This is a genomic window from Arthrobacter sp. UYP4, from assembly GCF_057291175.1.
Window position 1 is genome coordinate 557,591 of record NZ_JBXAVU010000001.1, and the last position, 13,808, is coordinate 571,398.

Genomic DNA, 13,808 nt, shown 5'->3' on the forward strand with positions numbered 1-13,808 from the left:
ATCGGGTCCCGGAGCGCTATGTGGATATCGCGCCCGCGGCGGTCCGCCGCAGAGGTCCTCGTGGCCACCGGTCAGTCGGGACTGACGGTCACCGCCACGACGCCGAGCCCGGCATGTGCGGCGAGGACGGAGGGGCACGGGGCGGTCGACACCTGCCCGGTTCCTGCCACCGCCTCGAGGCGCCCGGCGAGGGCCGCAGCCTCGTCCTCGTTGCCGAAGTGGTGCACGGTCAGCAGGACGCCGCCGGCGCGCGCGGTGATGTCGGCCTCCACCAGTTCCTGGAGCCGCGCCATGCCGCGCGCCGCCGACCGCATGCGTTCGAGGGGGACGAGTCGCCCGCCCTGGATATGGAGGATCACCCGGACGGACAGCAGGGCGCCCAGCCAGCCTGCCGCCGCCGGGATCCTGCCTCCGCGGCGGAGCTGCTCAACGCTGGGGACGTAGAAGTAGAGGGCGGACGCCCGCGCGGCCATGGCCGCCGCGGCGGCGGCCGCCTGCAGGTCCGCACCTCTCCGCGCCGCTGCCCGGGCTGCGAGGGCCGCCCGGCCCTGCGCCATGCCCGCGGTGCGTGCGTCGATGACCTCGACGGGGATCGTCGCGCGGGATGCCGCCTGGCGGGCCGCATCGACCGTGCCCGACAGCAGGCCGGACAGGTGCACGGACACGATGCCGTCGTACCCCTCTTCGGCGAGGCGGCCGTACACGGCGTCGAACTGGCCGGGAGACGGCCGGGACGTGCGCACGGTCGTGCCTGCGGCGAGGGCGACCATGAGGGGTGCGGTGACGTCGTCGTGCTCCCCGGTCAGGATGTCGGCGCCGACCAGCACCGGCATGGCGACCACCGGGATGCCGTCGGCGAGGCCACCGGGCGCGCTCCATTCCGGAGCGAACCCGGCGGCCGAGTCGGTGACGACGGCTATGCGCACGCAGCACGCCCTGCCCGCGTCGGGGCCGTCCACCGACGAGTCATCACGCCGGGACGATGTTGACCAGTTTGGGCGCCCGCACGATGACCGTGCGGATGTCGCGACCGTCCAGCACGCGCTGGATCTGCTCGCTGGCCAGCGCCAGCTCGCGCAGCTCGTCCTCGGCGATGTCCGGGGACACCGTCAGGCGGTCCCGCACCTTGCCCTGCACCTGGACGACGGCGACGACGCTCTCCTGGGTCAGCAGGCCCGGATCGACCGTGGGCCAGCCCGCCGTGGCGACGGTCGCCTCGTGTCCGAGGCGGCTCCACAGGTCCTCGGCTGTGTAGGGCGCGAAGAGGCTGAGCAGGATCGCGACGGCCTCGGTGGCCTCGCGCACGGCGGGGTCGGCACCGCCGGCACCGGAGTCGATCGCCTTCCGCGTCGCGTTGACGAGCTCCATGAGCTTCGCGATGACGACGTTGAACTTGTTGGCCTCCATGAGCTCCGCGGACTCCGCCACCGTGCGGTGCGTCACAGAGCGCAGTGACCGGTCGCCGGTCGACGGGTCAGCCCCGACCGCGCTGGTGACGCCGCCACCGAGGCGCCAGGCCCGCGCCAGGAACTTCGCCGAGCCCGACGGCGAGACGTCCGCCCAGTCGACGTCGTCCTCGGGAGGTGACGCGAACACCATGGTGAGGCGCACGGCGTCCACGCCGAAGCGGTCCAGCTGCTCGCCGAGGTCCACGCCGTTGCCGAGGGACTTGCTCATGGCCTTGCCGCCGTTGAGCACCTGGCCCTGGTTCAGCAGCGCACTGAAGGGCTCGGTGAAACCGACCATGCCGAGATCGAACAGCACCTTGGTGAAGAACCTGCTGTACAGCAGGTGCAGGATGGCGTGCTCGACGCCGCCGACGTACTGGCCGACGGGCAGCCAGCGGTTCACGGCCTCGGTGTCGAACGGCGCAGTGTCCAGCTGCGGGTCGACGAAGCGCAGGTAGTACCACGACGAGTCGACGAAGGTGTCCATGGTGTCGGTGTCACGCCTCGCCGCGCCACCGCAGTCGGGGCAGGGCACGTTGACCCACTCCTCGACGGCGGCCAGCGGCGAGGTGCCCTTGGGCGCCAGCGCCTCGCCGCGCAGCCCCTCGGGCAGGGTGACCGGCAGCTGGTCGTCCGGAACCGGTACTTCACCGCAGGACGGGCAGTGGATGATCGGGATCGGCGTCCCCCAGAAGCGCTGCCGGGAGAGCAGCCAGTCCCGCAGGCGGTAATTGATGGTGTGCTCACCGGTACCCTGCTCCTCGACGAGCTCGACGGCCCGGCGGATGGCGGTCGTCTTGTCCAGCCCGGTCAGCTCGCCGGAATTGACGAGCGTTCCCTCGCCCGTCGTGGCGATCCCGGTCTCGGCGGCATCATCGGCCCCGGTGTCGACGACGGTGCGGACGGGCAGGTCGAACGCCCGGGCGAAGTCGAGGTCGCGCTGGTCGTGCGCGGGGACGGCCATGATGGCCCCGGTGCCGTAGTCGGCCAGCACGTAGTCGGCAGCCCAGACGGGCAGCTTCTCGCCGTTCAGCGGGTTGACGGCGTAGCGGCCGGTGAAGACCCCGGTCTTCTCGCGCTCCGTGGCCTGCCGTTCGATCTCCGACAGTCCCTTGACCTGTTCGCGGTACTGCTCCAGGGTCGCGCGCCGGTCCGGCGTGATCAGGTCCAGGGCCAGGTCCGCGTCGGCGGCGACGACGAAGAACGTCGCCCCGTAGAGGGTGTCGGGCCGGGTGGTGAAGACGGTGACGTCCCGCTCCGGCAGGTCGCCGTCGGCCTCGATCCGGAAATGCACGTGCGCACCTTCGGAGCGGCCGATCCAGTTGCGTTGCATGGCGAGCACCCGCTCGGGCCAGTGGCCCTTGAGCTGCTCCATGTCGTCCAGCAGGCGGTCGGCGTAGTCGGTGATCTTGAAGTACCACTGGTTCAGGTTCTTCTTGGTGACCATCGTCCCGCAGCGGTCGCAGGCCCCGTTGATGACCTGTTCGTTCGCCAACACTGTCTGGTCCTTCGGGCACCAGTTGACCGGCGAGGTCCGGCGGTACGCCAGGCCCTTCTGGAAGAACCGGACGAAGAGCCACTGCGTCCAGCGGTAGTACTCGGGGTCCGAGGTGTGCAGCCGCCGGCTCCAGTCCGCGCTGATCGCGTACCGCTTGAACGAGTGCGCCTGCGTCTCGATGTTCGCGTAGGTCCATTCGGCCGGGTGCGCGTTGCGCTTGATCGCGGCGTTCTCGGCGGGCAGGCCGAACGAGTCCCAGCCGATGGGGTGCAGGACGTCGAAGCCCTTCTGGCGGTAGAAGCGCGCCGCGACGTCGCCCATGGCGAATGCCTCCGCGTGGCCCATGTGGAGGTCGCCGGAGGGGTACGGGAACATGTCGAGCACGTAGCGCCGCTCGCGCGTGCCGTCGTCGGCGGGCGCGAACGCCTGCAGCCGATCCCAGACCGCCGGCCACTTCGCCTCGATGGCGGAGAAGTCGTAGGTGTTCTCGTCCGGCTGAGCGCCCTCGGGGTTGATGCTCACTGTGTGTTGACCTGTCCTGTCGATGGAACGTCGTCCTGCTCTGGTACTGCTCGTCCGCGGGGACCCACCCCCTGCCTGGGGTGTCCGGCGCCGGACACACAAAAGCCCCTCACATCCAGGAGGGGCCGCCGCACGGTGGATGCCGTGCGGCTAGGTAAGGAGGAGGGCTCGGGGCATGGGTTCACTTTAGCAGTGCGAGCCGTGCCGACGGATGTGCGGCGGAGAACGGGCACGCCCGGTCCGTCTGCTGCGGACCGGGCGTGCCCCGTTCGGTGGGGAGTCCGTGCTAGCGCACGTCCTCGTCGACCCAGTCGAAGGTCTTCGTGACGGCCTTCTTCCACAGTCGCAGCTGGCGCTCCCGCTCGGCCTCGTCCATGGACGGGTTCCAGCGCTTGTCCTCGGCCCAGTTGGTGGCGAGCTCGTCGGTGTCCTTCCAGAAGCCGACGGCGAGGCCCGCGGCGTAGGCGGCGCCGAGCGCGGTGGTCTCCGTGACCTTCGGTCGGATGACGGGGATGCCGAGGATGTCGGCCTGGAACTGCATCAGGGCGTCGTTCGCGACCATGCCGCCGTCGACCCGGAGGTCCTCCATGTTCACGCCGGAATCGGCGTTCGCCGCGTCCAGCACCTCGCGCGTCTGGAAGGCCGTGGCCTCCAGGGCCGCACGGGCGATGTGGCCCTTGTTCACGAACCGGGTCATGCCGACGATGGCACCGCGTGCATCGGCGCGCCAGTACGGCGCGAAGAGTCCCGAGAACGCGGGCACGATGTACACGCCGCCGTTGTCGTCGACCGTGGTGGCGAGCTGCTCCACCTCGGGGGCGCTCTTGATGATGCCGAGGTTGTCGCGGAGCCACTGCACGAGTGAACCGGTGACGGCGATCGAACCCTCGAGCGCGTAGACGGGCTTGGCGTCCCCGAGCCGGTAGCAGACCGTCGTGAGCAGGCCGTTCTTGGAGTGGACGATCTCCTCGCCGGTGTTCACGATCATGAAGTTGCCGGTGCCGTAGGTGTTCTTCGCACCGCCCTTGTCGAAGGCGGCCTGGCCGAAGGTCGCCGCCTGCTGGTCGCCGAGGATGCCGGCCACCGGTGTCTCGCGCAGCAGCTGCGAGGTGTGCACCGTGCCGTAGACCTCGGAGGAGGAGCGGATCTCGGGCATCATCGACAGGGGCACGCCGAAGTCGGCGAGGATCGACTCGTCCCAGGACAGGGTCTCGAGATCCATGAACAGCGTGCGCGAGGCGTTGGTGACGTCGGTGATGTGCACGCCCCCGTCGGTGCCGCCCGTGAGGTTCCAGGTCACCCAGGAGTCGGTGTTGCCGAACAGGAGATCGCCGGCCTCGGCCTTCTCGCGGGCCCCGTCGACGTTGTCGAGGATCCACTTGATCTTCGTGCCGGAGAAGTAGGTGGCCAGCGGCAGGCCCACCTTGGCCTTGTAGCGTTCGACGCCGCCGTCCTGCGCCAGCTCGTCCACGATGTTCTGCGTCCGCGTGTCCTGCCAGACGATCGCGTTGTAGACGGCCTTGCCGGTGGTCCTGTCCCAGACGACGGCGGTCTCGCGCTGGTTGGTGATGCCCACGGCTGCGATGTCGTGGCGCGTGAGGTTGGCCCTGGAGAGGGCGGTGCCGATGACCTCGCGGGTGTTGCCCCAGATCTCGGCGGGATCGTGCTCGACCCAGCCGGCCTTCGGGAAGATCTGCTCGTGTTCCTTCTGGCCGGACGAGACGATATCGCCCTTGTGGTCGAACACGATGGCCCTGCTGGACGTTGTGCCCTGGTCGATGGCGATGACGTACTGCTGCGACATGTCTTACTCCTTCATTGGATGGACGTCTTCGGGGGGCGGCTGCGCACAGCCGCCCCGGGTGGTGCTGGAGCCTAGGCGGCAGGTACGGGGAACGAGATGACCTGGACCAGGATGCCGGCGAGGGCGCCACCGACGATCGGGCCGACGATCGGCACCCAGGCGTAGCCCCAGTCGCTGCTGCCCTTGCCCTTGATCGGCAGGATGGCGTGGGCGATGCGGGGTCCCAGGTCGCGGTTCGGGTTGATGGCGTAGCCGGTCGGCCCGCCGAGCGAGGCGCCGATGCCGACGACGAGCAGGGCGACCGCGAGCGGCCCGATCTCCGTCGGTGTCCCGGCGAAGGACAGGATGACGAACACGAGCACGAAGGTTCCGATGATCTCGGTGACGAGGTTCCAGCCGTAGGAGCGGATGGCGGGACCGGTCGAGAAGACACCCAGCTTGTTGGCGGGGTCCGGCTCCTCGTCGAAGTGCTGCTTGTAGGCGAGCCAGCACAGGACCGCACCGAGGATCGAACCGATCATCTGGGCCGCCAGGTAGGCCATCGCGGTGATGAAGTTCTTGTCGACCCCCGGAGCGAATTCGGCGGTGTCGCCGTTGACCCACAGACCGACCGTGACCGCGAAGTTGAGGTGGGCTCCCGACAGGGCCGCGACGTAGACGCCGGCGAAGACGGCGAGGCCCCATCCGAAGTTGACCATGAGGAAGCCGCCGTTATTGCCCTTGGTCCGGGCGAGCGCGACATTCGCGACCACACCCGTACCGAGCAACAGCAGCAGCATCGTGCCGAACATTTCGGCGACAAACACTTCCAGAGACATCTTTGACTCCTCTATCTATTCATTTATTGACGCGTGCCGCCGCCTCGACGGCACGCGTTGATCCCCCCCGGCAGCTGCTGCCGTTGGCACTGCACCGCTGTTCCGAACAGCGGTTCGACCCGTTGCGGCGGGAGCCGCTACGCGGTCAGGCTCTTGACCTGCACCCGATGGGCATCGGCGAGGACCTTCTCGGCGAGCTCGATCTCCGCTGCGGATTCCGCTGCGGTCCAGCCCAGCAACGGGGCCAGGGTCTCGGCAAGCTCTGCGAGCAGCTCCTCGGAGACGAGTCCCCGGAAGGCAAGCGATGTACGGCGAATCAGGACGTCGATCAGGTGGCCGATCTGCTCGTGCTCCACCATGTAGGCGAGCTCTCGCGTGCTCAGCTCCTTCGTGGAATTAAACAACCTGTCGGGGCCTTCCGCGAGGTATTCGAGGACGTCTTTCGCGCGGGTTCCGTAACGGGTCAGCAGGACCTGCACGCGGGCCTCGTCGAAGCCCGGGCGGACGGCCGCCGTGATCCAGGCGCGCTCGGCGGCCTCGTCCGTCGGGAAGTCCTTCCCGCCGCCGATCGCGACACCCGCCGTCGATGTCCTGCGCTCGGCCCCGAGGGCGGCGAGGGTGTCGTCGGTCAGGTGCTCCGACAGTGCGCGGAACGTGGTCCACTTGCCGCCCACGAGACTCAGGGTGGTGACGGACCGGCCGCCCAGCATCTCCTCGCGCTTCTCGATGCGGTAGTCGCGGGAGACGAAGCCCGGCTGCGTCTCGTCGTGGCGCGGCAGTGGCCGGACCCCGGAGAAGCTGTACACGATGTCGTCCTGCGTCACCTCGATGTCCGGGAAGACGTGCCCGATCAGCTCGAAGAAGTACTCGATCTCCTCGTCCGTGCACACGGCCTGCTCGGTGACGTCGACGTCGATGTCGGTGGTGCCGACGAGGACGCGGTCGCCCATGGGGTAGATCAGCACGATCCGGCCGTCGACGTGCTCGAAGAAGATCTCCGTGCCGTTGCAGGCACGGAGCAGTTCCGGGTGGTCGAGCACGATGTGCGAACCCTTGGTGCCGCCCATGAACCGGGTCTCCGCCCCGAGCACGGCGTTGGTGCCGTCCGTCCAGGCGCCGGTGGCGTTCACGACGACGTCGGCCTGGAAGGGGAAGGTCTCGCCCGTGAGCTCGTCGCGCAGGAGGACTCCGTCCTCGCTGTTCCCGATGGCGCTGACGTAGTTCGCGGCGCGGGCGGCCGGGTTGGCGACGTGGCCGTCGCGCAGCACGTCCAGGGTCAGGCGTTCCGGATTGTGCACAGACGCGTCGAAGTAGGTCGCCGCGTACTTGATGTCCTTGCGGAGGTCGGGCATGGCGGCGAGCGCCTTCTTGCGGCCGACGAAGGAGTGGCGGGGGACGTTGCCGCCGTCGCGCGAGAAGAAGTCGTACATGGTGAGGCCGGCCTTGATGAGGACGGCGCCGCGTTCCACCTGCTTGCCCTGGCGGTGCGTCAGGAACCGCATGGGCGCCGAGAGGATGCCCGAGAACGTCGTGTAGATCGGGATCGTGGTCTGCAGCGGCTTCACGTAGTGCGGTGCGATCCGCATGAGTGCGTTGCGCTCGATGACCGATTCACGGACGAGGCGGAACTCGCCGTTCTCCAGGTAGCGGATACCGCCGTGGATCATGTGCGACGACGCACCGGATGCACCCTGGCAGTAGTCGCCGCGCTCCACCAGTGCGACGTCGATGCCCTGCAGTGCGAGGTCGCGGAAGGTCCCGACCCCGTTGATGCCGCCACCGACGATCAGCACGGAGGCCCGGGGGTTGTCCCTGAGCTCCTGCACCGCGGTGCGGGTAGAAGTTGTGGTGCCTTCACCGTCGGTCCGGCCGGCTGGAATGCTCAAGGGACTACTCCGTAACCTCAATGTCTGGAATGGGTACTGCACTGTCCATTCTTCGAGCGCTGGAAATAACAGTCAACCGGATTGCACAAACGTGCAGAAGCGGTCCAGACTGGCGGCATGACGACGACGAGCGGTGGTCCCGCCCGGGATCCCGGCGACCCCGATCAGTACCAGGGCAACAGGTCACGGGACGCGTTGCGGGCCGCGCAGATGTACTACCTGCAGGACCTCACCATGAACGCGATCGCGCGCGAACTGCGGACGTCCCGATCCACCGTCTCCCGGCTGCTGTCCATGGCACGGGAGACCGGGCTGGTGCAGATCCAGGTCAACAACCCGTCCGAGAGGGCCCCTGCCCTCGAGCAGCAGATCCGCCGGAGGTTCGGTGTCGAGGCGCACGTGGTGCCCGTCGCGGACTCGGGGAACGACTCCGAGGTGCTCGACCGCGTGGCCATCCAGGCCGCCCGCACCATCGGGCCACTCGTGGATTCGAACGCGATCATCGGCGTCGCATGGGGATCCACGCTGAGCGCCGTCAGCCACCACCTGACCCGCAAGCAGACCCACGACAGCGCGATCGTGCAGCTGAACGGGGCCGGCAACACCCAGACCACGGGCATCACCTACGCGAGCGAGATCCTGCGCCGCTTCGGGCAGGCCTACGGCGCACGCGTCGAGCAGTTCCCCGTCCCCGCCTTCTTCGACCACGCGGCCACCAAGACGGCGATGTGGGAGGAGCGCAGCGTGCGCCGCATCCTGGACCTGCAACGCCGCATGACCATGGCGATCTTCGGTGTCGGCTCGATCGGCGCAGGCATCCCGAGCCATGTCTACAGCGGCGGCTACCTGGACCGCGAGGACCTCGAGACCCTCGAGACCGACAGGGTGGTCGGCGACGTGGCCACCATGTTCTTCCGTGCGGACGGCACGCACCGCGACATCCTGCTCAACACGCGCAGCACCGGTCCCAACCTCGACGACCTGCGGGCGGTGCAGCGCCGCATCTGCGTGGTGTCCGGCGAGTCCAAGATCGACGGCCTGCGCGGTGCACTCGCCGCCGGACTCGCGACCGACCTGATCCTGGACGAGGGGTGTGCCCGGCGCCTCGTCCACGCGTGAGGGACGGGAGCCCGTCGGGGGCTACACCGTGAGGACCAGCTTGCCCCGCACGGCACCCGACGCGAGGAGCTCGAGGGCCTCGGCCGCATGCGCCAGCGGGAGGACCCGGTCGATGCTCGGCACGACGGACCCGGCCCCGATCAGGTCCACGAGCCGCCCGAGGCCGTCCGCGCGCACCCTGGTGAACATCATCGCCAGGCGCTGGCGGACGAACGGGGACAGCGCGACGGCGCCGAGCTGGCGGTTCAGCCCACCGGTCAGGTTCCCGCCGCCCTCGCCACCGACGATCACCGCGGTGCCGTCGGCCGCCAGGGCGCGGCGCAGGCGGGCCACCGACGGACTGCCGCCGATGTCGACCACGAGGTCGAACGCCGTCCCGCAGTCGGCGAAGTCGCGCTCGCCGTAGTCGAGGACGGACCCGGCGCCCAGCGAGCGCACATACCCGGCCTTCGCGTCGCTGCAGACCGCCGTGACCTGCGCTCCTGCCGCCCGGGCGAGTTGCACGGCGAAACTGCCGACCCCGCCCGATGCCCCGAGGATCGCCACCTGCTGGCCCTCGCGCACCCGCCCGACGTCGTGCAGCGCCTGCAGCGCCGTTACACCCGAGACGGGCACGGCGGCAGCCTCGGCGAAGGACAGGAGCGCCGGCTTGCGCACGAGGGATCCCTCCGCCGCCGTCGCGAACTCCGCGAACGTCCCGCGTCCCACGCCGAACACCTCGTCGCCGACGGCGAAGCGCGACACCTGCCCGCCCACCGCGACCACCACGCCCGCCACGTCCATGCCGAGGACGGGATTCCTCGGGCCCCGGAGTCCGAAGGCGAGCCTCCCCAGGTACGGCAGGCCGGTCATCATGTGCCAGGCTCCCCGGTCCACCCCTGCGGCCCGGACCCGGACCAGCACCTCCCCCGCCCCGACCGCGGGCACCGGCACGTCCCGCAGTTCGAGCACGTCCGCGCCGCCGTACGCGGAGTGGACGACCGCCCTCATGGTTCCGCTCGTCGTCCTGCCGCCGATCGATTCCTGCATGATCGCCTCCCCGGCGCCCGCCCCGTGCGTCCCGCCTGCGAGCACCGTATCGTACACTGTACGAAAAGACGAGGGACAGGAGCGCCATGAGTGCACGAACGGAACCGGAGGAACGGACCCCGCTGTCGCGCGAGCGGGTGCTGCAGTGCGCGCTCGCCCTGGCGGACCGCGACGGCATCGCCGGCCTGACCATCCGCACGCTCGCACGGGAGCTCGGCAGCAGGCCGATGAGCCTCTACTACTACGTCGCCAACAAGGAGCGGATCCTCGACGGCATCGTGGACCTCGTCTTCGCGGAGGTCCACCTGCCCGTGATCGGCAACCCGTGGCGCGAGGAGATGCTCGCCCGGGCCCGCTCGATGCGGGAGGTACTGCGCCGCCATCCCTGGGCGGTGGGACTGCTCGAGTCGCGGACGATCCCGGGCCCGGCGACCCTGCGGCACCACGACGCGACCCTGGGCACGCTGCGCACGGGCGGATTCACGCTCCGCGCCACGGCCCACGCCTACGCGCTGCTCGACAGCTACCTCTACGGGTTCGCCCTGCAGGAGGCCGCCCTGCCGCTCAGCGGCGCCGAGTCCGTCCCCGACGTCGCGGCGCCGATCATGGAACACTTCGCGGGCGGGCAGTACCCCTGGATGATGGAGATCGCCACCGGGATCGTGCTGCAGCCCGGCTACGACTTCGGGGACGAGTTCGACCACGGCCTGGGACTGATCCTCGACAGCATCGATCCCGCCGAACGACGCGCAGGACCGGGTGAGGGGGCACCGGCCGCAGGACGACCTCGGTAGAGTTCCCCCATGACCTCCTCCGTCCCCCGCGCCGCCCTCGCCGACGGGACGTCGATCGACGTCGTCGGGTACGGCGTCTACAAGGTCCCGCCCGAGGACACCGCCCGGCTCTGCTCGACGGCGCTGGACGTCGGGTACCGCCTGCTCGACACGGCCGCCCTGTACGGCAACGAGGAGGGTGTGGGAGCAGCCGCCCGCGCGTACCTCGAGACCGGCGCCCGCGACGACCTCTTCCTCACCTCGAAGGTGTGGAACGACGACCACGGATTCGACGCCACCCTGCGCGCCTTCGACGCGACGATGCAGCGGTTGGGCCTCGAGGAGCTCGACCTCTACCTCATCCACTGGCCCTGCCCGTCGAAGGGGCTCTACGTCGAGACGTGGCGCGCCCTCGAACGCCTCCGCGCCGACGGACGCGTGCGGTCCGTCGGCGTCTCCAACTTCCAGCAGCCGCACCTCGAGAGGCTGCTCGACGAGACCGGCGTCGTGCCGGTCCTCAACCAGGTGGAACTCCACCCCTACCTGCAGCAGCGCGACCTGCGCGCCTTCCACGCGCAGCACGGCATCGCCACCCAGGCATGGAGCCCCCTCGGCCGCGGCAACGTCCTGCAGGACGCCGTCGTCGGTCGCATCGCGGCCGACCTCGGGAGGACACCGGCGCAGGTGATCCTGCGATGGCACCTGCAGCAGGGCATCCTCACGATCCCGAAGGCGAGTTCGCGGGAGCGGATCGGCTCCAACCTCGACATCCTCGGGTTCGCGCTCGACGACGGACAGGTCGGGGCCCTCGACGCGCTGGACCGGGACCAGCGATTCGGCTCGCACCCCGACCGGGTCGGCTGATGCGCGATGCCACGGTCCGGACCCTGCGCTGGGAAGGCACCCTGCAGCGCATCTGGGACTATCCCGCCGTTCCGGCGCCCGGCGAGGCGCCCCGCGGGACGATCGTCATGGTGCACGGCTTCCGGGGCGACCACCACGGACTGCTGCGCCTCGTCGAGGAGCTGCCCCGGCACCGCGTCATCCTGCCGGACCTGCCCGGTTTCGGGCAGGGCCAGGCGCTGGCCGGCACGCACGACGTAGCCACCTACGCCCGCTTCATCAGCGACTGCACCCGGCTCCTCGCCCCCGACGCGCCCGTCCTGCTCGGCCACTCGTTCGGTTCGATCGTGGCCGCGGAGGCCGCCGCCGGCTCCCCGGGCCTCGCCGGGCGCGTGGTCCTCGTCAATCCCATCAGCGCTCCGGCGCTCGAGGGACCCAGCCGCACCGCCTCCCGGCTCGCCGAGGGATACTACGTGGCCGCCGACCGCCTGCCCGAGGCGGCCGGGCGCGCCCTCCTGGCGAATCCGGTGATCGTCCGCGGCATGAGCATCTTCATGGCCAAGACGAAGGACCGGACCCTGCGACGCTGGATCCACGGGCAGCACGACGCCTACTTCAGTTCCTTCGCCGGCCGGCGGGTGGTCCTCGAGGCCTTCCGGGCATCGATCTCGGGCACCGTGCGGGAACGGGCCGCGGACCTGCGAATGCCCGTCCTGCTCATCGCGGCGGATCGGGACGACATCGGTTCCGTGGCCAGCCAGCGCGACCTCGCAGCGCTCATCCCGCACGCACGGCTCGAGGTCATCGCGGACGTCGGGCACCTGGTGCACTACGAGAAGCCGCGCGAAGCGGCGCTGATCATCGAGGAGTTCCTGGAGGACACAGCCCCATGAGGATCCTGTTCGACGCGCGCTTCACGCGCACGGACCACCACGACGGCATCAGCCGGTACGGCGCGAGCCTGATCGCCGCGCTCGCGGAGACGGACGACGTCGTCATGCTCGTCAGTGATCCCCGGCAGCTGGCCCTGCTGCCCGACGTGCCGTCCGTGCTGGTCAACAGCCCGCTCTCCCCCGCCGAACTGTTCGTCGCCCGGCGCATCAACCGCCTCCGGCCCGACGTCGTCGTGTGCCCCATGCAGACGATGGGCTCGTGGGGCCGCAGATACCCTCTCGTCCTCACGCTGCACGACCTGATCTACTACCAGAACCCCCTGCCGCCGTCCTTCCTCCCCCTCCCGGTGCGCCTGCTCTGGCGGCTGTACCATCTCGCCTACTGGCCGCAGCGCCTGCTGCTCGACCGGGCCGACGTGGTCGCGACGATCTCCGACACCACGGCGGCCCTCATGGCGGAGCACAGGCTCACCCGCAGGCCCGTCCTGCTCGTCGGCAACGCCCCGCAGCCCACGGAACGCCGGCGGGACCCTGACGCGCCGCGCTCGCCGTCGCTGCTCTACATGGGCTCCTTCATGCCGTACAAGAACGTCGAGACCCTCGTCCGCGCCATGGCCCTGCTGCCCCGGCACACGCTCCACCTGCTCAGCCGCATCACGCCCGAACGCCGCGCCGAACTCACGGACCTGGCGGCGGACGAGCAGCGCATCGTCTTCCACGGGGGCGTGACGGATGCGGAGTACGAGGACCTGCTCCACGACTCGACGGCCCTGCTCACGCTGTCCCGGGCGGAAGGCTACGGCCTGCCCATCATCGAGGCGATGGCCACCGGCACGCCCGTCGTCGCGAGCGACATCCCGATCTTCCGTGAGGTCGGGGGCGAGGCAGCCCTGTTCGTCGATCCCGGGGACCCGGAGGACGTGGCCTCGGCGGTGCGGAGCCTCGACGACCCCGCGCGGTGGGCCGCAGCATCCCGCGCCGGGCTCGAGCGTGCAGGGAGCTATTCCTGGGAGGTGTCCGCGGAGCAGCTGCGGGGTGCCTGCCGGCGTGCGGTGTCCGAATACACCCGGCGGCGGCGACGCGGGCGCACCCGGTCGGTCCCGCGGCCGGAGGACGGGGCGAAGGGCTCATGACGCGCCCTTCCCGACGGACCCCGCGACCGCCGGTCCCCCGAC

General features: G+C 70.0%; 11 protein-coding genes. 5 read left to right on the forward strand and 6 right to left on the reverse strand.

The window, feature by feature from the left end; translation table 11 throughout:
* Positions 1 to 71: 71 nt before the first annotated feature.
* From AC0Z9V_RS02580 to AC0Z9V_RS02600, 5 genes are all read right to left on the reverse strand, one after another.
* Complete coding sequence (locus AC0Z9V_RS02580) at positions 72 to 926, reverse strand: DegV family protein (protein WP_485140620.1); 855 nt, start codon at positions 924 to 926, stop codon at positions 72 to 74.
* A gap of 43 nt (positions 927 to 969) precedes the next feature.
* Positions 970 to 3,492: a leucine--tRNA ligase gene (gene leuS / locus AC0Z9V_RS02585; protein ID WP_485141265.1), complete on the reverse strand. Its 2,523-nt coding sequence runs from the start codon at positions 3,490 to 3,492 to the stop codon at positions 970 to 972.
* Positions 3,493 to 3,754: 262 nt separating this feature from the next.
* Positions 3,755 to 5,272, reverse strand: a complete 1,518-nt coding sequence (gene glpK / locus AC0Z9V_RS02590) for a glycerol kinase GlpK (protein WP_208741194.1) — start codon at positions 5,270 to 5,272, stop codon at positions 3,755 to 3,757.
* Positions 5,273 to 5,343: 71 nt separating this feature from the next.
* The gene (locus tag AC0Z9V_RS02595; protein WP_133080569.1) at positions 5,344 to 6,090 is read right to left on the reverse strand and encodes an MIP/aquaporin family protein; all 747 of its coding nucleotides are present in this window, start codon (positions 6,088 to 6,090) and stop codon (positions 5,344 to 5,346) included.
* A gap of 137 nt (positions 6,091 to 6,227) precedes the next feature.
* The gene (locus AC0Z9V_RS02600) at positions 6,228 to 7,970 is read right to left on the reverse strand and encodes a glycerol-3-phosphate dehydrogenase/oxidase (RefSeq protein WP_485141266.1); all 1,743 of its coding nucleotides are present in this window, start codon (positions 7,968 to 7,970) and stop codon (positions 6,228 to 6,230) included.
* A gap of 216 nt (positions 7,971 to 8,186) precedes the next feature.
* On the opposite strand from AC0Z9V_RS02600, the gene AC0Z9V_RS02605 reads away from it, so the two are divergent.
* The gene (locus tag AC0Z9V_RS02605) at positions 8,187 to 9,095 is read left to right on the forward strand and encodes a sugar-binding transcriptional regulator (RefSeq protein WP_459290164.1); all 909 of its coding nucleotides are present in this window, start codon (positions 8,187 to 8,189) and stop codon (positions 9,093 to 9,095) included.
* A 21-nt stretch (positions 9,096 to 9,116) separates the two neighbouring features.
* Here AC0Z9V_RS02605 and AC0Z9V_RS02610 read toward each other — a convergent pair whose 3' ends face one another.
* Positions 9,117 to 10,181, reverse strand: coding sequence for an NAD(P)-dependent alcohol dehydrogenase (locus AC0Z9V_RS02610; protein ID WP_485140621.1), 1,065 nt, complete (start codon positions 10,179 to 10,181; stop codon positions 9,117 to 9,119).
* Positions 10,182 to 10,210: 29 nt separating this feature from the next.
* Between AC0Z9V_RS02610 and AC0Z9V_RS02615 the strand changes: the two genes are divergently transcribed.
* Genes AC0Z9V_RS02615 through AC0Z9V_RS02630 form a run of 4 tightly spaced genes read left to right on the forward strand, consistent with a single transcriptional unit; the run spans position 10,211 to position 13,766 of the window.
* A complete protein-coding gene (locus AC0Z9V_RS02615) occupies positions 10,211 to 10,918 on the forward strand; it encodes a TetR/AcrR family transcriptional regulator C-terminal domain-containing protein (protein ID WP_485140622.1) in 708 nt (235 codons plus the stop codon).
* Between the two features lie 9 nt (positions 10,919 to 10,927).
* Positions 10,928 to 11,761 carry an aldo/keto reductase gene (locus tag AC0Z9V_RS02620; RefSeq protein ID WP_459289929.1) on the forward strand — a complete coding sequence of 278 codons (834 nt, stop codon included), beginning with the start codon at positions 10,928 to 10,930 and terminating at the stop codon, positions 11,759 to 11,761.
* Entirely contained in the window at positions 11,761 to 12,633 is an 873-nt protein-coding gene (locus AC0Z9V_RS02625) for an alpha/beta fold hydrolase (protein WP_485140623.1), read from the forward strand. Before AC0Z9V_RS02620 ends, AC0Z9V_RS02625 begins: the two co-directional genes overlap by 1 nt.
* Complete coding sequence (locus AC0Z9V_RS02630; protein WP_485140624.1) at positions 12,630 to 13,766, forward strand: glycosyltransferase family 4 protein; 1,137 nt, start codon at positions 12,630 to 12,632, stop codon at positions 13,764 to 13,766. Before AC0Z9V_RS02625 ends, AC0Z9V_RS02630 begins: the two co-directional genes overlap by 4 nt.
* Positions 13,767 to 13,808: the final 42 nt, after the last annotated feature.